Below are 21,018 nucleotides of genomic sequence, written 5' to 3'. Positions count from 1 at the left end.
ATAGCCATTTATGGTTAACAAGAATGGTCTCGCCCAGTGTCACCGCTAGGGCGAGATCTTCGAATCGTTGCCTGAACCGCATGAAATGAAGTAATAAGTTTCAGACGGTATTAGCTACTGTGACGCAATGATTAAGTATCTCTGCTTTGTTCGACTAACCAGTCGACTAATTTGCCAACCATGACATTGTTTTCTTGTGTTGGGTTAATCAGATGATAACCATTGCCCGAGGCCACATAGCTGTCGAATGGCCGAATTAATCGCTTTGACTTCAAGTCTTGTGCGGCCAGCGTAATATCACCTATCGCCATTCCAAACCCTTGTTGAGCCGCGTTCACCGCCTGATCCAATGTGGCGAAGGTTTGATTACCTCTACCCTGAATATTGCTATGACCTCTCGATGCCAGCCACATCGACCAGTCTGATTGCTCCGTATTGGCGTGAAGCCATGTGCAGCGCTTGAGGAGGTTCAATTCATCCAGCTCGTTGTCCGAACCTTGTGGAGCTATCGTATCCCATAGCTGTGGAGCGCAGACTGGAGCCAAAATCTCATCGAAGAGCAACACCTGATCAATGGTTTTACTGCGAATAGGCTTCCCGTAAGAGATGACTAAGTCGAAACTATCAAAGTTGGGTATCGCCTGATGTTTGGTTGTCGAGGTCAGTTCTACGTTTGCATCGGGGTAGGCTTGTTGAAAATTGGCGATGTGACCTAACAGCCATGAAGTAATACAACTAGGCGCGTTTAGCTTGATTCGGTTCGCACTATCAACCACTTCTCGAATCGAGGACTGTAAGAGCAGGATGATCTCTTCTGCCAGTGGAATAAACTTTGCGCCTTCCGGAGTTAAGGCTAAACCTCGAGCCTGACGATAAAACAGTGCGACACCCATCAAACTCTCTATTGACTGAATCTGACGACTTATCGCGCCCTGCGTCATATTAAGGGCTTCTGCCGCATGAGTGAAATTCAGGTGCTGGGCTGTGGCCAGAAAAGCTTGTAGGTTTTTTGTCGAAGGAAGTCTGCTTTGCATGTCATCTATCCATGATTTTTTTGCATGGCTAGTATGCCTTTATTTCGATTTAACCGAAAGCGATTCTTGACTAATTTATTACCAATAAAGAAATTTAATTTAATTTAATCGGATAAAACTGATTATGTATTCATATTGGGATAATAATTATAATGTCATTAGCTGAGAAGTTAGCTCCTGAGAGCATAAAAAAGTTAATACCATATCAATCGGCAAGACGTATTGGTGGGTCAGGAAGATTATGGCTTAACGCCAACGAACTTGAAGAGCCGTTGCTTTACAAAGAACACCAGTCACCACTGCATCGCTATCCAGATTTTCTACCTCACGACATTGCGGCTGCGTATCAAGCTTATTGCTCTACGTCGCAACCTATCCTAGCGGTACGTGGCGCGGACGAAGCGATCGATTTACTTATCCGTACCTTTTGCCAACCAGGAAAAGACAGCATCGCTATTTGCACTCCGACCTATGCGATGTACGAGTTTTGTGCCGGGTCACTCGCTATTGACGTGATAGATAGCCCACTACTTCTGCCAAACTTTGACCTTGACGTTGAGAGCGTTGTAAAAGCAGCAGAACAGGCTAACCTCGTGTTTTTGTGTTCACCAAACAATCCAACTGGTCAGCTTCTGAGCTACGAAAAGATCGTTGATGTATTGGAACAAACACAACAGAGCGCAATAGTGGTTGTCGACGAGGCATATATTGAATTTGAGATTGACCACAGCGTGGTTGAACTAATTGACCGTTATCCGAATCTGGTTGTGATTCGCACCTTGTCCAAAGCTTTTGGACTAGCAGCGGTACGATGCGGATTTATTATTGCCCAGCAATCGATAATGGATTTTGTGTGTAAACTTATTCCCCCTTATCCGATGCCTGATAGTTCAGCGGAAATCGTATTACAAGCGTTAAGCGCGGAAGGATTAAAAAAGGTAGTGGAGCATACCCGTACCTTAATTGAATCTCGTCAAAGTTTTATAGAGCGTATTAAAAATGTGGACTGGATAGAAACCATTTATCCGTCAGCGACTAACTTCGTATTGATTCGCACTAAACCGCACGTCAATCTTTTTGAATACTTGCGTCAACAAGGAATTGTGACTCGTAACCAAACTCATGAGCCAAGCCTGCAGAATTGCGTTCGAATCACGATTGGATCGGAAAAGAGCATGCAGGAAGTGGCGGAAACTATATGTAACTTGCAACTAGAGCAATCAACTGACACCATCAACTGAAATATAATAAGGACATTACACATGAAGAAAATGCTGAGCGCATTAGCTTGTACCGCTGCACTACTATCCACACCTTTGATGGCGAAAGAAGTTCGTCTGGCTTCTGACTTTACTTACCCACCATTTAATTACATGGATGCCAACGGTTCGCCAGTCGGTTTTGATATCGAAATTGCTGATGCCTTATGCCAAGAGGCAAAGTTAGAATGTACCTGGGTTTCACAGGGATGGGATTCTCTGATTCCTAGTTTGCTTGCACGTAAGTCAGACGTGATTATGGCTTCAATGCGTATTACGGATGATCGTAAAAAACGCGTACTATTTACTAATAAGTACTACCAGACTCCAGCGCGTTTTGTTGCTAAAGAAGGCAGCAATATTGAAATTAGTGAAGCTGGTTTAAAAGATAAAGTGATTGGTGTGCAAAGCGGTACGATTCATGATCTTTACGTGACAGATAAATTTGGTTCAGTTGCAACAATCAAGCGCTACTCAGGTCAGGATGAAGTGTATCTGGATATGGCGAACGGTCGTTTGGATGCTACCTTTGGTAACTCAGATCAGCTTGCTTTGGCGTTCCTGGAGAAAGAAATTGGCCAAGGCCATGAATTTGTTGGTGAAGCGGTTACTGATAAAGCCTACATCGGTGAGGGTACCGCTTTGGCACTGCGTCAAAACGATAAAGAATTAGCAGAGAAGTTTAACCAAGCTATTAAGACGATTCGCGCGAATGGCACCTACGATAAGATCGCTGCGAAATACTTCTCCTTCGATATCTATGGCGAAGAGCTGTAAGCTTCAATCAAAAACACTAAGCCTATCTCGCTCAGCAAGGTAGGCTTTTTTGTACTCACTGATCCTGACTGGTTGGTTCTTAATTTCTACATCACAACAGTCAGTAGTTAGGATAGAAGCTGCTTAATCGTCAAAGGCGCGTCTGTAACTTCCAGTCTTTGAGCTGCTGTGAGGCCTTTTTTATCTTGATAGCACAAGTTATGCCACGCTCTGAATATATCCAGAAGTGGTAAAATACCACCTGGTCTTAATTTTCGACGTGGTTCGTTAATGAAGCCTTCAAACAGTAGCTGGAATCGATTCTGGTAGAACTGTACATGACGTGTCGTCGCGACATTGAACCATTTTTCCGGCTCATTGTTACTACCAGCAAGGTAACAAATGCCTTTGCTTCTATCTCCTTGGTTTGAACTTCTATCCCCTTGATTTGAAATAGTCCCTTGATTTGAGATAGCCCAACGGTCACGCCACCAACTCATGTAAGCAATATCAATTTTGCCAAATGGTAAGTTCATGTCCCAGGCTGGATCTTCTTCCACATACATTAAATCGACACTTTTGTTTTTAATGCGAGACAAGCAGACACTCAACGCTGCCGAACGGAGGAGAGGATCTTGAGGCATGTAAATAGCAACGTGCTTATTTGACCCGCACATATCAAGTACGTGCAGATAATGAGCGTACGACGTGTAAGGTGGACGAATGAGTGCACCTTTTGACGGGTAGTGGAATACAGAAAGATTCCCTAGCGGGTCTTCGACATTAGCCCGAGCCAAAATGGTCTGATATTTCTGGTCGATGCGTTCACGAAGCTTGCTTGAAGGCTCTGCTGGTGGTTCGCTGGCTTCTGCTGTGTATTCTTGAGAAACAAACCGAGAAACCTGATCGTACGGGTTATGATCAACCGTGCCAATCGGCTCTTCGTCAGATGAGTAGTTCACGTGCTGACAGAGAATATAACCGGAATGTGCTTCACCGGAGACAATCCAGTATACGCCATTATTACTCTTTGGCTGCAGAGCGATGTAATTCGATGCTAATTCATAATGATTAGCGTGGTTTACCCAGCGAGCATCAATGGTCGCAAGTTTTCTGCGACAGCGACTAGCAATGTGATCTACGTGATCGTAAAACGTTTTAGGGTTGATGCTGAGCTTACGACAGATTTCGCGCACGGAATAACCAGTGAACAGCAAACCCATTAAGTTCTCTTGGAACTGAAGCTTTTTATTCGCACCGGACCATTTATCGACGAAAGTACTTTGACACGCTTTGCAGCGGTAACGTTGGCGATCGCCACTGTAACCAAAAGCGTGGTATAGGTGTTTGTGAGTGTGGACAGAGAGTCCAAAGTTGTCGCATTCATTATTACGACAGGCAGGCAAACCGTCACTATGGACGTGCCGCAGACGATGAAGTTCGTTCACTACATCGCGGTTGTTAAGTAAAGGGGGGAAAGCTCCACATTCACGACAAACCATCGCTGGACGCTTAGGGTTAGCATGTTGCAGAACGTAACGTTTTGCATCGCTCAATCCAAAGTTGTCACACGCCAATGTTTTACAAAAGTTGAGTTGTAACCCATCTGCATCTTTTGGCAGTTCGCCGTTAGACACGATCACCCCCTCTGGGTAATTCAGGCAGCCGGTCAGGCACCGGCTGCAAATGATTAATTAGATGTTAATTGCGGTTTCTAGTGCAACTTTCATCATGTCGTTGAACGATTTTTGACGTTCTTCTGAGCTTAGTTTTTCACCACGGATGATGTGGTCAGAAACTGTCAGGATAGTCAGCGCTTTTGCACCTAGGTCTGCAGCGACACCGTAGATACCAGCCGCTTCCATATCTACACCTAGGATGCCTAGTTTTTCCATCTTCGCGAACAGGTCGGTTTCAGGTGTGTAGAACAGATCAGCTGAGAATACGTTACCCACTTTTACTGGTACTTCTTGCAGGCGTGCTTGTTTTACTGCTTCTTCTAAAAGGTCGTAGTCAGCAATTGCCGCGAAGTCGTGGTTGTTAAAACGGATACGGTTAACTTTTGAGTCAGTAGAAGCACCCATACCGATCACAACGTCCATCAGATTGACATCGTCACGTACAGCGCCACAGCTACCTACGCGGATAACGTTTTTCACGCCGTATTCAGCGATCAACTCGTGTACGTAGATACAGCATGAAGGGATACCCATACCGTGACCCATTACAGATACTTTCTTGTCTTTGTAAGTGCCAGTGAAGCCGAACATGTTTCGAACATCACAAACTTGCTTCACATCTTCCAGGAACGTTTCTGCAATGTACTTAGCTCGCAAAGGATCGCCAGGCATTAGAACTGTTTCAGCGAAATCACCTGGTTGTGCGTTGATGTGTGGGGTTGCCATAAGTGCTCTCCAAAGTCTTGTTTGATAAAACGCATCTAGTATAGATGGCTGTTACCAATTCTGTTGAATTCGTTCGTTTTCGTTGAGGCAATAATATCGGGGAGCAAGCTACATCCTTGAGAGGTTGGTCACAAAAACAACCCTTATAGAAACCAAGCTTTATGATTATAACGAAATATGTTGAAAGCCGAAAGGCAATCGATTTGCTCGGAGGCGATTTGTTGATGTCGCACGCAAAATCAAAGATTGAGGCGACATTACTTTTTTGTATTCGCGGTGATCTAAGTGCAGTTCGAGCGTGTAAAACGATTAAATTGTACAATTTAATTTCTTGTATAACCTAAGCAAGCTTGCTATAAGTTATACAATAAAACCTTTTGTATAGGGATGGCGTAATCATGGAATCTTCAATCAAAGTAGGTATCAGTTCTTGTGTTTTAGGTGAACGTGTCCGTTTCGACTCTGGTCATAAGGTGAGTAATTTCGTGACTAAAGAGCTCAGTAATTACTTCGACTTTGTTTCTGTTTGCCCCGAGGTCGGTGTTGGTATGCCAGTTCCTCGACCTACTATTCGTTTGATCTCTAATGAAGAACGTCTGGCACTGGTGGAAACAAAAAATCCTGAGAATGACCACACTGACAACATGTTGGCATACTCTGAGAACAAAGTTGATGAGCTTGAGAAGCAGAATCTATGTGGCTACATCGTCTGTGCCAAATCGCCAACCTGTGGTATGGAGCGTGTCAAAGTGTACAGCAATCATAATGCTTCAAAAGAAGGGGTAGGTTTGTACACTCAAACACTAATGCAGAAAATGCCCTGGTTACCGGTTGAGGAAGATGGACGTCTGAATGACCCGGTTCTTAAAGAGAACTTTATTACTCGCGTGTACTGCCTTAATGACTTTTATGAGTCAATGTCAGGAGAACCAACCCGAGGCAAAATCATTGATTTCCACTCCCGCTATAAATTAACGCTAATGGCGCATCATCCTGAATCGTACCGTTCATTGGGGCGTTTGGTGGCTGATGTTGCAAGTTACAACATTGAAGACTTTTATGCAGCATATCGCTCAGGATTAATGAAAGCCCTCTCAAACCGAGCCAGCCGCAAAAATAACACCAATGTACTGATGCATCTTCAAGGGTATTTCAAACGATCCTTGAATAAAGGTGAAAAGGAAGAGCTGGTGACCGTCATCCATGATTATCGTACCGGTTTGTTGCCGTTGCTTGCTCCGCTAACACTGATTAAGCACTATCTAAATACTTATCCGGACGAGTATTTACAAAAACAAAAATACTTAGAGCCGCACCCGCAGGAGATGAGATTACGTTATGGCTTGTAGTTCAGAAGAAAAACTGTACGCAATTAGAGATGTCGCAGAGTTGACGGGCGTAAAACCCGTCACGCTGAGAGCTTGGCAGAGAAGATATAACCTTATTCAACCGCAACGGACAGAAAAAGGTCATCGCTTATATCGCCAGCAGGATATTGACACGATTCGAGAAATACAAAGCTGGTTGGTGAAAGGCATCGCTATCGGCAAAGTAAAAGGCTTGCTGGGAAAAGCTGATGATGTAGAAATCAGCTCGGAACCGTACGTATTAGAAGAAGTTGAGACCTTGTTGTCCGCACTGTCTCAACTCAATAGCGCTAAGATAGAGAGTGTTTTGACGTCAGTGATGAAGGAGTATCCTTTTAACTTAGTCGTTGAGCAATTTATTAATCCGGTGTTTGATGCATTGGAGTTAGTCAAAGGGTCGCTTCGATCCTTGCAGAAGGGGCTCTTTCAAACCTGTCTTATTAAACGACTCGCACTCGTGATTGATTCTGAAAATAAGGCTGCCTCGAAAGGGAAGTGTTTGCTCGTCAGTTTTGAACAGCTTCGGGAATCGGAAAGCTGGATTCAAGCGGCGAAGCTTTGTGAACTGGGATATCACGTCACCTTAATTGACAAAGTAAACGACATTTCTGGCTTAATTGAACACGAGGTAATTGAGCGTTATCAGCAAGTATTTCTGTTCTCCAACAAAGCACTACCAATCAAACAAGTAGAAGCGTTAAAAGCGTTACAGACTCAATTCCCGAATCAAATTCAGTGCTCAGAGGTGATCGAAAAACTCCACCTAGGCCACACGCAGAGTAGTTAAGGAGTCAGTATGGTTCTGGTCTGGTTTCGACGTGATCTAAGAACGTTAGACCACACAGCACTAAAGGCGGCTCTGGATTCCGGGCAGCCTGTTGTCGCGTGTTTTATTGCAACGCCGCAGCAGTGGCGAGAGCATCACATGGCTCCAATGCAAGCGGATCTCGTCGCCCGTCGGTTAGAGCACCTTAACAGAGAACTTCACGAACTCAATATTCCGTTTCTGTATGCTGAAGTCGAACAGTTCGATGACTGCACTGATGTGATTAGTGGCTGGGCAGAATTATTGAACGTGACCAGCGTGATGGCGAATATTCATTATGAAGTCAATGAGCAAGCACTTGATCGTCAAGTTTCACAGACGTTAAATCAATCTGGCATCAGTTTTGAGCTCTTTCATGATAAGTGTGTTCACGCACCAACGACCGTTCTTAATAAGCAAGGTGACTACTTTAAGGTATTTACCCCTTTTAAAAGAGCCTGGTTGCAAAAGTTCCAAATACCTATAGTCTCGAAACCTCAGGTTCAGGAAGAGCTTTCGAACAAAGTGTTGCGAGTTCTGGAGGGAAAGTGCTTCGATGACTGTTTCACATTCAGTTATCCGCGAGAGTCCAGTGATCATTGGTTTGCGTCAACGAATGACATTCTGAAACAGCTGAGAATGTTCGTTCGTGAGTGTAGTGATGAGTATCGTAATGAACGTGATTTTCCTTCGGTAGCCGGAACGAGCCAGTTATCTCCTTACTTAGCGATTGGTGCTTTGTCACCAAGACAGTGTCTTGCGCGGTTGTTTGCTGAGAGTGCACATCCGGACTTGTCTGAAGGAAAAGCAACATGGTTAAGCGAAATCATTTGGCGTGAGTTCTACCAACATTTGCTGGTCTTCGAACCAAAACTGGTGAAAGGAAAAGGCTTTATTGATTGGGAAGAAAAGATTCAGTGGTCTTACGACGAGCAAGCGTTCGAGCGTTGGAAAACTGGCACAACAGGTTTTCCTATCGTTGATGCAGCCATGCGTCAGCTTAATCAAACTGGCTGGATGCATAACCGTTTACGTATGATAGTGGCGAGCTTTTTGACTAAAGATCTGCACATTGATTGGCGATGGGGTGAAGTCTACTTTATGAGCAAACTTGTCGATGGTGATTTTGCGGCCAATAATGGGGGATGGCAATGGTCTGCATCGACCGGTTGTGACGGTCAGCCTTACTTCCGAATTTTCAATTCAGTCAGCCAAGGCGAAAAGTTTGATGGAGATGGTTCCTTTGTGCGTCATTGGGTTCCGGAAATTAAGAGTGTGCCAAACAAGTTCATCCACAAACCATGGACGTGGGAGGGATTTTCTTTACTGGATTATCACACTCCAGTGGTTGATCACAAAGTGGAAAGAGAGATAACCTTACGGCTCTTCAAAAGTGCCAAGGAATAAAGTGAAATGCTTAGCAAAAAGCGATCAATGAGTATCGCGAAACGAACCCTGTTATCAGTATCGTTGTCATTAGTTAGTGGATTGTCATTTGCTAAGATGTACGAGTTGCCGACAGACAGCAGTCGTCTTATTGGTCGTATTGAGAACCACGTGGTGCAAGACGGCGAAACGATGGCTAACATTGCTAAGCACTATGATGTTGGTATGCTCGCTTTAATGGCGGCGAATAAAGGTGTAGATCCTTTCCTTCCTCAAGCCGGACATGTTCTTACTGTTCCAACCCAGCTTATTCTGCCGGATGTCCCGCACCAAGGTATTGTCATTAACTTGGCTGAGTTACGTCTGTACTACTTTCCGTCAGAAGGTGGGATAGTACACGTATTTCCAGTTGGTATTGGACGTATCGGACGAGATACACCAGAGATGACGACAAGTATTAGCCAAAAACGTCCTAACCCTACGTGGACACCACCTGCTTCAATCCGTGCCGAGTACAGAGCGAAAGGTATTGATCTGCCTGCGGTCGTTCCGTCCGGGCCTGATAACCCACTCGGCATGTTTGCGCTTCGCTTAGCCTTTGGAAACGGCGAATATCTGATTCACGGTACCAATAAAGATTTCGGGATAGGCATGCGCGTAAGTTCGGGTTGTATCCGTATGGATCCAAGTGATATCGAATGGCTGTTTGAGCAAGTTCGCCGCGGTGAACAAGTGAGAGTCATAAACCAACCGGTTAAAGTGGCACTTGAACCAGATCGAAGTGTCTTTATTGAAGCTCATGAGCCGTTAACTCGCAGTAATGGTAAGAAAGACGACCTAGAATTGCCGAAAGAGTTAGGCTGGTGGCTGAGTGAATTTGGAATGAAAGATGTGAAGGCTAAAGCAGTTATTGCTGCGCAGAATGGCGTTCCAGTAGAAATAACCGCGCCGTGAGGCGCGGCATAACACTATGAATTACTTAGTGTAAGATTGAGCGATGTTATCGATACGCTCATTAGCACGTGCAGCTTCTTCTTGAGCAGCCATTGCTGCGTCATTTGACTTTTGAACGTCAGATTGAAGAGCTTGTACGTCTTGGCTTAGTTGGCTAACTTGATTACTTAGATCGTCTAGTTTAGCTGAAGTTGCATCATCAGAAGATGCACAACCTGCTAGTAGAAGTACTGAAGCTGCTGCAGCTGCGATCAACGTTTTGTTCATATAAGAACTCCTTGCTTATAGTGAAAGTCCCGCTCCATTATTTTTTTTGTGAAGCGAGGTTAAATGTGGACACATTGTATCAGTACATGATGTAGCAAAAGTCAAAAAAATCCAAGAATTTCATGGAGTACCTGACATTAACTTTTACCTGAGCCTAACAAAAGACAACACTTCTGCTTTCATTTACTCCACTACCGTCTTCATAGCAGGTATTTTTGCCACGTTCCTGATATCAATAATTTAGACGATATTGACGTAAATGGAAGCTTCTGCTCGCAAATAACCGTAATACGCTTTGATAAATCAGAACAATTTGGGCTAATGACACGGCAGCTATGTATTGACGCCTTTAAGTTTAGGGCATAGATGGCCGGTGTGTTTTTAAAGTTGCTTCAGTCTCAAAAGTAACTTTATTTTTTCTGCAAGAATTAGTTTGTGTGATCTCTATCTATACTCCTATGATTTGCGCTATTATATCGGGCTTTTATTTTTTGCCATATTTAGAGCGAAAACGGCATCACTGAGCAATTATACTGACTGATTTATTGGAGAATACTTTGCAATTTAAAGATCTAGGCCTAGACAACCGATTATTGAAGAACCTAAAACACTACGATTTTAAAAAAGCGACTGACATTCAGCAGCAGGCGATTCCTGTTGCGATTGCAGGCAAGGATCTATTAGCGTCTTCGAAAACTGGCTCAGGCAAGACTCTGGCGTTTGTATTGCCAATGCTTCATAAATCACTTAAGACAAAATCGTTTACCGCGAAAGACCCTCGAGCTGTGATTTTGGCTCCAACACGAGAGTTGGCTAAACAGGTATACGGTGAACTTCGTTCAATGCTTGCAGGCCTGTCTTACGAAGCTGCTCTGATTCTTGGCGGTGAGAACTTTAACGATCAAGTGAAAGCACTGCGCCGTTACCCGAAATTCATTGTGGCAACACCAGGGCGCTTAGCTGACCACTTAGAGCACCGCTCTCTATACCTTGATGGTTTAGAAACGCTAATCCTGGATGAAGCCGATCGTATGCTAGACCTTGGTTTTGCGCCTGAACTACGTCGTATTCACAACGCGGCTAAACACCGTCGTCGTCAGACGTTGATGTTCTCTGCAACCTTGGATCATGCGGAAGTAAATGAGATTGCGGCAGAAATGCTAAACGCACCAAAACGTATTGCTATCGGCGTATCTAACGAAGAACACAAAGACATCACACAGAAGTTCTACTTGTGCGATCACCTTGATCATAAAGAAGCGATTCTTGAACGTGTGCTATCAGAAGCAGACTACCGTCAGGTGATTATCTTTACGGCGACTCGTGATGATACCGAACGCCTGACGACAAAACTGAACGAGAAAAAACTCAAGGCGGTAGCGCTTAGCGGGAACTTAAACCAGACTCAACGTAACACCATCATGAGCCAGTTTGAGCGAGCGGTGTTTAAGATCCTTGTAACCACGGATGTTGCTTCTCGTGGTTTGGACATTGCGACAGTGACTCACGTGATTAACTTTGACATGCCTAAGCACACAGAAGAATACGTTCACCGGGTGGGTCGAACAGGCCGTGCTGGAAACAAGGGTGATGCGGTTTCACTTGTTGGTCCAAAGGACTGGGATAGCTTTAAACGTGTAGAAGCTTACTTACAACAAGACCTGGCTTTCTCTGAATTCGAAGATCTTAAAGGTAAGTTCAAAGGCCTGAAACCACGCAAACCGGATTTCCGTAACAAGAACGTTGCAGCGAAGAAAGCGCGTCCTCAAGCGAAGAAAGCAGCGAAGGCACCAGTTAAGCGTGACAAGAGCTTCTACAAAAACGTGTCTGTGGGTGACGACGTTTTCATTCCTAAGAAGAAGCCAGTTGAACCAAGCTCAGAAGATTGATTGCTGGTCGTTGATACTGAAATAGCTCAAATTAAAAAGCTCCGCAAATGCGGAGCTTTTTTCATGATGTTTGTACCGTCCTAAATAAGGTTGACACTTTCCAACCCATATCAGGACGGGTCAGTTCAAACGTTATGGGCATCTGGAATGTAACGTTTATCTGGGTATAAGCCCTAAATGTGGAACTGCTTGAGCTCTTGCTGTTGTTTTTCAGCCAAGCCAGAAAGTTCTTGAGCCGCCGCAGCGGACTGCGTAATACCAGCGACGTTTTGGCTCACTAATTCGTAGATGTTAGATAGGTTGTTATTGATGTCAGTCGTGACCTGTTTCTGTTCTTCAGAGGCGGTTGCTACTTGTGCATTAATTGCATTTAAATCTGAAATCGCATTACTGATGTTACTAAGTGAGAGACTGACTTCTTCGGCCATCGCTTGATTGTCCTGCAACATTGCCAAGCTAGAATGCATACTTTCGTTCGCAGTGCCTGACTGTTGCTGAAGTTCTTCAATGATAACCTGAATCTCTTTCGTCGATTCCTGCGTTCTCGCGGCTAGCATACGCACTTCATCGGCCACCACTGCAAACCCGCGACCACTTTCGCCAGCGCGCGCTGCTTCAATTGCTGCGTTGAGTGCCAGCAGATTCGTCTGTTCAGAAATACCTTCAATCACCTCAATAACGCGTCCAATCTGTTCTGACTGCTCTTTTAGCGAAGTAACTACCACTGCGGCCGCATTCAGTTGGTCAGCCATTTTCGCGCTTGCTCGGGTGCTGTCTTCAAACATGCTTAAACTTTGAGATGTTAGTCTGCTTGCCTCAGTGGAAGCTCTGTCAGCCAATTGTGCGTTGCTGGAAACTTCAGTTGCGGCTGACTCTAACTGGTTGATAGCCGATGCGACTTGTTCCACTTCGAGCTTTTCTTGATCTGAATTGACAGTACTTTGTGTCATGACCGTCGCAAGTTCGGTCGAGGCGGAAGCAACATCTTCACTAATTCGTACTAGTGAGCCCATCGTTTTACGTAGCTGTTCGATGGTCTGATTCACGTCATGAGAGAGTTGTGATACTTCGTTTTTCCCGAACTCTTCTGCTTTGACTGATAGGTTTCCTTTAGCCACTTCTCGCATGGTGAGCTGGAGATTACGAATTGGTGTAACAATATAGTTCGCTAAAACCCAGCTAATCAATGACGCTATTATCAATATAACCGCGATTGAAACAGCACTATGAGTCAGGGTATCGGAGTGCTCTTTTCCGTTAGCTTCAACGTCATCTATCACTGTCTGATTGAGTTTTTCGGATAGGTCATCGATGGCGGTGATCATCGCCTCACCCGCGATTCTATATTGCTCCATCGCGGCTGCAAACTTCTGGTCGAAGTCAGAAGTATTGTACTCCAAGGCGTGTTTTTGGCTGAGTAATGGCGTAATAGTTGATCGTGTGAAATCAACATAGTAGTTCATTGCTTCACGCATGGCGTCTACTTCAGCCTGTACACCAGACAGATCATTAATGGAATCTAAGAACTCGCGGTTTTCTGTTTGTCGTTTGGATAACTCTTGATTAAGAGTCTGCACATCTTCTGCTTGAAACAGACTGTAGATGGCTTTGATGCGCATCGCATAGGTGTTATCGACTACAGCACTGAGTTCATCTTTATGAACGACCAGACTGTGAGTGGATGTCGAAACCTTATTAAATGCTTGATCTAACTTATTTATTCCAACACTTAACCCGATAACGAGTAACACGACAGTAAACAACACAGGCAAAAATACCTGTAGCTTAATCGACAGCGCACTAAAAAATTGACGCATAATTGACCTCAAACTGATTGATTAATTTGTATTTTATTATTAATCGATAAATTGTAGTTATTTTGTGTTTAATATCAATGGATTAGTTTTATTATGACTATAACTAATTGTTATACGTTGGACTCGATTGCGATTTTGCGTTGTTGAATTGGGACATAGTAGAAGAGAAAAGAGGATAAATTATGGAGTCAGATATATTGCTGAATTAACAGCCAGAGATTGCAATGTGTCATAGAGGCTTCAATTAAGTGAAACACAACTGTCACATTTGGGTTCTAAAGTGGGCACCGTTCAAGTGAAACACAACGGCAATAAAGCCACTTTAAGGAAATTGTGATGAAAAAGACAGTAATCGGTGCAATCGCACTTCTAGGCGCAATGGCAGTGACTTCTGTTTCTGCTAAAGAAACTATCTCTGCTGTGGGTTCTAGCAGCGTAACTCCACTGATGGAAGTTTTCTCTGAAACATACATGAAAAAGAACCCTGAAGTATTTATCGAGGTTCAAGGCCCTGGTTCATCAGCTGGTGTTAAAGCGGCTAAAAACGGTTCTGCAGATCTAGGCATGTCTTCTCGCGACCTAAAAGATTCTGAAAAAGAGCCAACTCTTATCGAAGAAGTTGTTGCGCGTGACGGTATCGCAGTGGTTGTTAACCCACAAAACAATCTAAAAGGCTTAACAGCTGAGCAAGTAACTGCAATTTACAAAGGCGAAGTATCTAACTGGAAAGAAGTTGGTGGTGAAGACAAGCCAATCGTAGCAATCACTCGTGACACAGCGTCTGGTACTCGTGGTGCATTCGAAGACATCATGTCTCTTAAAATGAAAGTATCTGATAAGGAAGTTTCTGCTATCTCTCAACGTGCTCAAGTTGCTAACGGTAACGGTGCGCTAAAAACTATGGTTGCTTCTAACCCATACGCAATCGGCTACATCTCTCTAGGTACTGTTGACAACACAGTTCACGCACTAGCAATCGACAATGTTGATGCAACAGTTGCTAACGTTAAGAACGGTTCTTACAAAGTAGCACGTCCATTCCTAGTTCTTTACAAAGAAGGCAAGCCATCTGCTGAAACTCAAAAATTCCTAGATTGGATGCTTACTGAAGATGCTCAAAAACTAGTTGACCAAAACGGTTACATCTCAGTTCACTAATCCTATCGGGACTCTTAAGTTTGCTCAGCCCGCCATTTAGGGCTGAGCCTTTTCATCCATAGCGTTCATCGGCTAAAGACCAGAACCGTGAGATTTTTAAATGACCATCGCAACAAATAGTGAAAAGCTTATGAATACTGACGCCAAAGCTATCAGCAAGCCGGGACTACGCGAAAAACGTCGTGTAGACTGGAAAGAGCGTATCTTCCACGGCTTGTTCCTAACCAGTGCTGTTATCGGTATCGTATCGTTAGCGGTAATCGCATACTTCATCATTCGAGAGAGCATTCCTGCGTTCCAAGAAGCAGGGATTTCGGGCATTGTATTTGGCCAAAACTGGCTGCCACCTGCGCTTTATGGCGTGGCAACCATGATTGTCGCTTCTGTGGTCTCTACCGCTGGTGCAGTTATGGTGGGTGTTCCTGTCGGTGTATTGACTGCAATCTTTATCGCTGAAATCGCTCCTAAGCGTTTGGCTGACGTTATCCGTCCAGCGGTTGAACTATTAGCTGGTATCCCTTCAGTGGTATACGGCTTTTTCGGTTTGGTGATTATCGTTCCGTTAATTCAGAATATTTTCGACGTGCCAGCGGGTAACACGATTCTGGCAGGTATTATCGTTCTTGGGGTTATGATTCTACCGACCGTAATTACGGTATCTGAAACGTCTATTCGTGCTGTGCCTCGCGCATACAAAGAAGGCTCACTGGCACTAGGCGCTTCAAAAATTTACACAATTTTCAAACTGCTCGTTCCTGCAGCTCGTTCAGGCATTATGACTGGTGTGATTCTTGGTATCGGTCGTGCTTTGGGTGAGACGATGGCAATCATCATGGTGATGGGTAACGCACCAGCGATGCCTGAAGGCATTCTAGATTCAGCTCGTACGCTAACTGCTAACATTGCGATTGAAATGTCTTACGCAAGTGGTGTTCACGCGAACGCACTGTACGCAACTGGTGTGGTACTTCTGGTCTTTATCATGTCGTTAAACGCTGTACTTCTTTACCTAAACCGAGAAAAAGCGAAGTAATCGCTCGTTAAAGGTGACTATTATGGATCGCGCAAAATTAAAACAAGCTCGCCAGTTCAAAGATAACGTCTTCAGCGCTTTGGTTTGGATTTCGGCAGCACTAACGGTAGGTTTCCTATTCTGGATCATCTGGTACGTCCTATCGAACGGTCTACAACACGTAGACTGGAAGTTTATTTCTGATAACTACACTCGTACTGGTGACGAACACGGTATCTTCCCTATGATCGTGTCTACCATTTACATGGTTATCGCTTCTATCTCAGTGGCTGCACCGCTGGGTATCATGACAGCAATCTACCTGACTGAATACGCAAAAGTGGGTAGCCGTTTGGTGAAAGTGATTCGATTCTGTACTGAATCTCTGGCAGGTATACCGTCGATCATCTTCGGTCTGTTTGGTATGACTTTCTTCGTGGCAATTCTTGGCCTCGGCTTCTCGATTCTATCGGGTGCACTAACGCTAAGTATTCTGATTCTGCCAGTTATCATCCGTACAACGGAAGAAGCATTAATGGCAGTACCACAAACATACCGTGAAGGCTCATATGGCCTTGGTGCTTCTAAAATTTACACTATCTGGCGTTTGATTCTACCAAGTGCAATGCCAGGTATCTTAACCTCGGTCATTCTAAGTATTGGTCGTGTCATTGGTGAGTCTGCTCCAGTATTCCTGACAGCAGGTATGGTGGCTCGTATTCCTGATTCTCTATTAGATTCAGGTCGTACGCTAACCGTTCACCTTTACAAACTCACTACCGAACTGTTTACCGTTGAGGAATGGAATCAGGCTTACGGTACGGCAACAGTGCTAATCGTCGTTGTTCTTTTGATCAACATGGTGACTAAACTGATTGCAAGACGTTTTAACACTGCAACTTACTAACAAAACAAATTAAGAACGCACGTTAAAAGACACGAATTCAAGATTTAAGAGATTAAGAACATGAACAAGTTTGATATTGAAAACCTAGACCTATTTTACGGCGAAAACCAAGCACTGAAATCGATCAACCTGCCTATTCCAACTCGTCAGGTAACGGCGCTAATTGGCCCGTCAGGTTGTGGTAAGTCAACACTTCTACGTTGTTTGAACCGTATGAACGATCTTATCGAGGGCGTTAAGATCACGGGTAAATTGGCAATGGATGGTGCAGACATCTACGGCAACATTGATGTCGCGGATCTTCGTATCAAAGTAGGTATGGTTTTCCAGAAGCCGAACCCATTCCCAATGAGCATCTATGAGAACGTGGCTTACGGCCTGCGCGCTCAAGGTGTAAAAGACAAAAAGTACATTGATGAAGTGGTAGAGCGTTCACTTCGTGGTGCTGCTCTTTGGGATGAAGTGAAAGATCGTCTGAAATCGCATGCTTTTGGTCTTTCTGGTGGCCAGCAACAGCGTCTGTGTATCGCACGTACGATCGCGATGGAACCTGATGTGATCCTAATGGATGAGCCAACTTCGGCACTTGACCCAATTGCGACGCATAAAATTGAAGAACTGATGGAAGAGTTGAAGAAGAACTACACCATCGTTATCGTAACTCACTCAATGCAGCAGGCGCGTCGTATCTCAGATCGAACAGCGTTCTTCCTGATGGGTGAATTGGTTGAGCATAACGATACGCAAGTTATCTTCAACAACCCACAAGACGACCGAACTCAAGGCTACGTAAACGGTGACTTCGGTTAATCGAAGGCATCTACTGACATAACAACATAACTATAAGCGATGGTAACTTTGCCCCTCTATATGAGGGGCTTTTTTTGCTCTGTACATACCTCTCTTTCGCCTGCATATACGTCATTTCCCCCTTTTTTACCTGGTCGACAATAGCCAATTTATTTCTGAATCACTTATTTACTCTATTAGAGTTTTAGAGCCCATTGAGACGGATTTTTGTCAAAGACTCAGACTTTTGTCTAAGTCTTAAAATTTGTCCTGCAAGAATAGTGAACTAAGCTATTAAAAATATAGAAATTAAATTGAAAATATTTCGCTTGTAACAATGTGAACGTTAGTAGTTTAAAAAATAATAAGAGTAACTAGATGAAAATACTGCACACTGAATCAGTTAAAGGCTGGGGAGGGCAAGGAATTCGTGTTTTGAATGAATCCCTTGGAATGATCGCAAAAGGCCACAATGTCATTATTGCATGCCCAGGAAATTCAATGCTGGCTAAAAAGGCGTCTGAAGCTGGGATTCCTGTACAACCGTTACCAATTAATAAGAAAACGCTTACCGGCATGTTAAGCATGCGCAAATACCTCTCTGCTCAGAGATTTGACGTCATCAATACCCATAGTTCAACAGACAGTTGGTTAGTTGCCGTTAGCCTTTTATTTAGTCGCAACCGCCCCAAAGTAGTCAGAACTAGACACATCTCAACTGCGATAAGAAACGATGTAGCAACATTATGGCTCTATAGTAGAGGCTGTGATTTCATTGTTACTGCTGGAGAAAGACTAAGAGAACAACTCAACCGAGAGAATAATATTCCACTAGAAAAAATGAAGTCGATTCCCACAGGAAGTGACGAAGCTCTATTCGTTCCAACGACGGATAGCATGAAAAGCAAAGAATTAGTTAACCTTCCTACAGATCAAATCATCATCGGCATAGTGGCAAAAATGCGCGCATGGAAAGGACATGACTGTTTAGTTGAAGCCCTGAGAAAACTCGGTCGGAATGATGTTCACTTGTTAATTGTTGGAGACGGTCCTAAACGAGATGAATTGGAGCCTATCGTCCCTGAACTTCCCTATAAAGTAACTTTTACTGGTGAAGTCAATAACGTTGGTGACTACCTCCGCGCAATGGATATTTTCTGCCTTCCATCTTATGGATTCGAAGGTTTACCGCAGGCAATGATGCAAGCAATGTTGTGTAGACTTCCTGTTATTACTACCGATGTGGGCAGTACTACAGACTTGATCAAGCATGAACAGAATGGATTGATTGTAAACATCAAAGACAGTGACGACCTTAAACAGGCTATCGAGACACTCATTGAGAATCCAAACCTACGTACAACCTATGCGGAACGAGCATATAAAGTGGCGATAGAGCGTTGCAGTCTGACCAGAATGCTTGATGATATGGAAGGCCTATTTCAAAGGGTTATCGCTAAGTAATCGTTATACCCAAACAACGCTCTGAATCCTGCATCCTGAAGTCGATTGGGTATATTAGCACTTTGACAAAAGGCAGCTTAAATCAGCTGCCTTTTTTCGTTTATAGCTTTTCGAGCTGAGGGGTAGATTTCGCTCTTTTGCCTTTCGCTAGACGCTGGACATTGGCTAAAAGAGACTCGGGGCTCCAGGGTTGTTGTTTAGCACTGAAACGATCTTGATTCATTACTTCAAGATCCCGTTTAACCGCTTCCACGACTTCTGAATTCAACGATTCACGGTTGGCATCTAAGTACTCGTTAATGACCCGATCAATTTTTGCAGCATCGCCTTCCCTGATGGTTTTCTTGAGCCCTTCTACGCTAAGCGAATTTGGTAGTTGTACCTCTTTTGCATGAGTGGCAACGGGGCGCTTTTTCCAAACCGCAACCATGAAGATGGATGTCACTGCCCATAGTCCGGCAAAGACAAAAGTGAGGACTTTCCAACTCTCACTGACGCCATATTGCGGAGTAGGGAGTGCATCCGATGCTGGCGTTTGAAGTATTGAGGCTTCTGGCAACGTAATCAAGCCAATATCACTTTGTTCAACATCGAGCTTGAGAGAATCGAGCGTTGTTGTTTTGGCTTCGTCTAGGTTACTGTTCCACCATTGAAGCGTATAGCCTGGCAGCGTATACGAGCCTGCTTCGGTTGGTATGATGACGTGCTTAAGTGTCATTACGACCATACCATCTGTTGTTGTTTCAAACTTCGGCTGCTCTGGGTATACACGCAGTGAACTTGGATACTCCATTACAACCCTAGGTAAGTACTCTGCCTGGGTACCTCGTGCTTTGATTTGAATAGTACGTGTAACCGATGAGCCTTGTTTTACCTTGTTCAACGCATTTGGTGTCAACTTGTTGCCTTTGTCGTCCTGCCAGCTTTGCGTCATCTCTAACGCTGACGCGGGTAACCATTTGCCTTGGAACTCACTCGGAATAGCTTTTACCGTAATAGGCATTTGCTCTACTGTGGTTTTGATAGGCATGATCTTGGTGGAGCCAGACAAACTATCTCCATAAATGTACGAACCTGTGAGTTGAGGCCCGTTTAGTGTGTAAGATCCCGCGTTTTCGGCGGTTAAACGAAAAGATTGCTCTACAACTGTTACTTCAAGGCCATCCATGACACGTTGACCTTGCTGCATTTCACCAACGGGTTCAAGCTTCACGCCTTCAATGCTAGGGGGAACGATCTTAGGATTATCTAAACGTCGGGTATCCGCCTTGATAATGAGCTGCATACGTAAATTCGCGGATTGCTGCGGGTACAAAGTATGGCTGTCTACGCTCATTGTGAAGCTAAAGAGATCCTCGAGATCCGGTTCCGCTTGACTTGCGGTAACGTGCAGCTTTATCGGCTCCGTACTCATGCCATCTACTGAAAAGCTTGGAATGGTTAAGATGCCTTCCTTCATCGGTGCAATAGCAATACTCCATTCAGTACGCAAAAATTTACGGCCGTTTATATTATTGCTAGAGCGTCCATAACGAGGTTGCCCTAAGAAAAAATCTTTTTCTAATACACTGAAATCGATCGCATCGGAGCTTAGTTCTGTGTCGGCCATCACTCTTAGATTGATCACTTCGTTTTTAACGGCTTGAGTTTTATTAACACTCGCTTCCAGACTTTGAGCCATAACTGAAACGCTAGATAATAGGCTGGCCAAAAGAACAAAGACCAGTTTTACGCCTTTTTTCATCACTG

The 21,018-nt window shown here is 44.2% G+C and carries 18 protein-coding genes; 12 read left to right on the top strand and 6 right to left on the bottom strand.

What is annotated here, in order from left to right:
- Positions 1-131 precede the first annotated feature (131 nt).
- The gene (locus WJM94_RS08095; RefSeq protein WP_444493738.1) at positions 132-1,034 is read right to left on the bottom strand and encodes a LysR family transcriptional regulator; all 903 of its coding nucleotides are present in this window, start codon (positions 1,032-1,034) and stop codon (positions 132-134) included.
- A gap of 149 nt (positions 1,035-1,183) precedes the next feature.
- Here WJM94_RS08095 and hisC point away from each other — a divergent pair, with 149 nt between their 5' ends.
- Both hisC and WJM94_RS08085 read left to right on the top strand, forming a co-directional pair.
- Positions 1,184-2,275, top strand: a complete 1,092-nt coding sequence (hisC, locus tag WJM94_RS08090) for a histidinol-phosphate transaminase (protein WP_444493913.1) — start codon at positions 1,184-1,186, stop codon at positions 2,273-2,275.
- Positions 2,276-2,296: 21 nt separating this feature from the next.
- Positions 2,297-3,070 carry an ABC transporter substrate-binding protein gene (locus WJM94_RS08085; RefSeq protein ID WP_444493737.1) on the top strand — a complete coding sequence of 258 codons (774 nt, stop codon included), beginning with the start codon at positions 2,297-2,299 and terminating at the stop codon, positions 3,068-3,070.
- A gap of 107 nt (positions 3,071-3,177) precedes the next feature.
- Here WJM94_RS08085 and WJM94_RS08080 read toward each other — a convergent pair whose 3' ends face one another.
- Together WJM94_RS08080 and deoD are read right to left on the bottom strand one after the other, a co-directional pair.
- Positions 3,178-4,686, bottom strand: a complete 1,509-nt coding sequence (locus WJM94_RS08080; protein WP_444493736.1) for a transposase — start codon at positions 4,684-4,686, stop codon at positions 3,178-3,180.
- 57 nt (positions 4,687-4,743) lie between these two features.
- Positions 4,744-5,454 carry a purine-nucleoside phosphorylase gene (gene deoD / locus WJM94_RS08075; protein ID WP_444493735.1) on the bottom strand — a complete coding sequence of 237 codons (711 nt, stop codon included), beginning with the start codon at positions 5,452-5,454 and terminating at the stop codon, positions 4,744-4,746.
- A 398-nt stretch (positions 5,455-5,852) separates the two neighbouring features.
- Between deoD and WJM94_RS08070 the strand changes: the two genes are divergently transcribed.
- Genes WJM94_RS08070 through WJM94_RS08055 form a run of 4 tightly spaced genes read left to right on the top strand, consistent with a single transcriptional unit; the run spans position 5,853 to position 9,966 of the window.
- Complete coding sequence (locus WJM94_RS08070) at positions 5,853-6,803, top strand: YbgA family protein (RefSeq protein WP_444493734.1); 951 nt, start codon at positions 5,853-5,855, stop codon at positions 6,801-6,803.
- Positions 6,793-7,608 (top strand): MerR family transcriptional regulator, encoded by an 816-nt coding sequence (locus WJM94_RS08065; protein ID WP_444493733.1) that lies wholly within the window; start codon positions 6,793-6,795, stop codon positions 7,606-7,608. Before WJM94_RS08070 ends, WJM94_RS08065 begins: the two co-directional genes overlap by 11 nt.
- Positions 7,609-7,617: 9 nt before the next feature.
- Complete coding sequence (gene phrB / locus WJM94_RS08060; protein ID WP_444493732.1) at positions 7,618-9,033, top strand: deoxyribodipyrimidine photo-lyase; 1,416 nt, start codon at positions 7,618-7,620, stop codon at positions 9,031-9,033.
- 6 nt (positions 9,034-9,039) lie between these two features.
- Positions 9,040-9,966, top strand: coding sequence for a L,D-transpeptidase family protein (locus WJM94_RS08055; RefSeq protein WP_444493731.1), 927 nt, complete (start codon positions 9,040-9,042; stop codon positions 9,964-9,966).
- Between the two features lie 21 nt (positions 9,967-9,987).
- Here the strand turns inward: WJM94_RS08055 and WJM94_RS08050 are convergent, their stop codons facing one another.
- A complete protein-coding gene (locus WJM94_RS08050; RefSeq protein WP_444493730.1) occupies positions 9,988-10,233 on the bottom strand; it encodes an Lpp/OprI family alanine-zipper lipoprotein in 246 nt (81 codons plus the stop codon).
- A gap of 545 nt (positions 10,234-10,778) precedes the next feature.
- On the opposite strand from WJM94_RS08050, the gene WJM94_RS08045 reads away from it, so the two are divergent.
- Positions 10,779-12,122: a DEAD/DEAH box helicase gene (locus WJM94_RS08045; RefSeq protein ID WP_444493729.1), complete on the top strand. Its 1,344-nt coding sequence runs from the start codon at positions 10,779-10,781 to the stop codon at positions 12,120-12,122.
- Between the two features lie 173 nt (positions 12,123-12,295).
- Here WJM94_RS08045 and WJM94_RS08040 read toward each other — a convergent pair whose 3' ends face one another.
- Positions 12,296-13,939 (bottom strand): methyl-accepting chemotaxis protein, encoded by a 1,644-nt coding sequence (locus WJM94_RS08040; RefSeq protein ID WP_444493728.1) that lies wholly within the window; start codon positions 13,937-13,939, stop codon positions 12,296-12,298.
- Between the two features lie 336 nt (positions 13,940-14,275).
- Here WJM94_RS08040 and WJM94_RS08035 point away from each other — a divergent pair, with 336 nt between their 5' ends.
- The 5 genes from WJM94_RS08035 to WJM94_RS08015 all read left to right on the top strand — a co-directional run bounded on the left by WJM94_RS08035 (position 14,276) and on the right by WJM94_RS08015 (position 19,269).
- Entirely contained in the window at positions 14,276-15,097 is an 822-nt protein-coding gene (locus WJM94_RS08035; protein ID WP_444493727.1) for a phosphate ABC transporter substrate-binding protein, read from the top strand.
- Between the two features lie 100 nt (positions 15,098-15,197).
- Positions 15,198-16,130, top strand: a complete 933-nt coding sequence (gene pstC, locus WJM94_RS08030) for a phosphate ABC transporter permease subunit PstC (RefSeq protein WP_444493726.1) — start codon at positions 15,198-15,200, stop codon at positions 16,128-16,130.
- Positions 16,131-16,152: 22 nt separating this feature from the next.
- Positions 16,153-17,016 carry a phosphate ABC transporter permease PstA gene (gene pstA, locus WJM94_RS08025; protein ID WP_444493725.1) on the top strand — a complete coding sequence of 288 codons (864 nt, stop codon included), beginning with the start codon at positions 16,153-16,155 and terminating at the stop codon, positions 17,014-17,016.
- Positions 17,017-17,076: 60 nt separating this feature from the next.
- Positions 17,077-17,826: a phosphate ABC transporter ATP-binding protein PstB gene (gene pstB / locus WJM94_RS08020; RefSeq protein WP_444493724.1), complete on the top strand. Its 750-nt coding sequence runs from the start codon at positions 17,077-17,079 to the stop codon at positions 17,824-17,826.
- 357 nt (positions 17,827-18,183) lie between these two features.
- Complete coding sequence (locus tag WJM94_RS08015) at positions 18,184-19,269, top strand: glycosyltransferase family 4 protein (protein ID WP_444493723.1); 1,086 nt, start codon at positions 18,184-18,186, stop codon at positions 19,267-19,269.
- 100 nt (positions 19,270-19,369) lie between these two features.
- Here WJM94_RS08015 and WJM94_RS08010 read toward each other — a convergent pair whose 3' ends face one another.
- A complete protein-coding gene (locus WJM94_RS08010) occupies positions 19,370-21,013 on the bottom strand; it encodes a BatD family protein (protein ID WP_444493722.1) in 1,644 nt (547 codons plus the stop codon).
- Positions 21,014-21,018 lie beyond the last annotated feature (5 nt).

Source organism: Vibrio sp. YIC-376 (genome assembly GCF_052353105.1).
Lineage (GTDB): Bacteria > Pseudomonadota > Gammaproteobacteria > Enterobacterales > Vibrionaceae > Vibrio.
This window is presented reverse-complemented; position numbering and strand designations above follow the sequence as displayed.

Bases quoted from the DNA above. Each gene is read 5' to 3' on its own strand.
- WJM94_RS08015 (WP_444493723.1), top strand. From the start codon at position 18,184: ATGAAAATACTGCACACTGAATCAGTTAAAGGCTGGGGAGGGCAAGGA.
- WJM94_RS08035 (WP_444493727.1), top strand. From the start codon at position 14,276: ATGAAAAAGACAGTAATCGGTGCAATCGCACTTCTAGGCGCAATGGCA.
- WJM94_RS08095 (WP_444493738.1), bottom strand. From the start codon at position 1,034: ATGCAAAGCAGACTTCCTTCGACAAAAAACCTACAAGCTTTTCTGGCC.
- WJM94_RS08010 (WP_444493722.1), bottom strand. From the start codon at position 21,013: ATGAAAAAAGGCGTAAAACTGGTCTTTGTTCTTTTGGCCAGCCTATTA.
- WJM94_RS08085 (WP_444493737.1), top strand. From the start codon at position 2,297: ATGAAGAAAATGCTGAGCGCATTAGCTTGTACCGCTGCACTACTATCC.
- WJM94_RS08040 (WP_444493728.1), bottom strand. From the start codon at position 13,939: ATGCGTCAATTTTTTAGTGCGCTGTCGATTAAGCTACAGGTATTTTTG.
- WJM94_RS08055 (WP_444493731.1), top strand. From the start codon at position 9,040: ATGCTTAGCAAAAAGCGATCAATGAGTATCGCGAAACGAACCCTGTTA.
- WJM94_RS08065 (WP_444493733.1), top strand. From the start codon at position 6,793: ATGGCTTGTAGTTCAGAAGAAAAACTGTACGCAATTAGAGATGTCGCA.
- pstB (WP_444493724.1), top strand. From the start codon at position 17,077: ATGAACAAGTTTGATATTGAAAACCTAGACCTATTTTACGGCGAAAAC.
- WJM94_RS08050 (WP_444493730.1), bottom strand. From the start codon at position 10,233: ATGAACAAAACGTTGATCGCAGCTGCAGCAGCTTCAGTACTTCTACTA.
- pstC (WP_444493726.1), top strand. From the start codon at position 15,198: ATGACCATCGCAACAAATAGTGAAAAGCTTATGAATACTGACGCCAAA.
- deoD (WP_444493735.1), bottom strand. From the start codon at position 5,454: ATGGCAACCCCACACATCAACGCACAACCAGGTGATTTCGCTGAAACA.
- WJM94_RS08070 (WP_444493734.1), top strand. From the start codon at position 5,853: ATGGAATCTTCAATCAAAGTAGGTATCAGTTCTTGTGTTTTAGGTGAA.
- pstA (WP_444493725.1), top strand. From the start codon at position 16,153: ATGGATCGCGCAAAATTAAAACAAGCTCGCCAGTTCAAAGATAACGTC.
- phrB (WP_444493732.1), top strand. From the start codon at position 7,618: ATGGTTCTGGTCTGGTTTCGACGTGATCTAAGAACGTTAGACCACACA.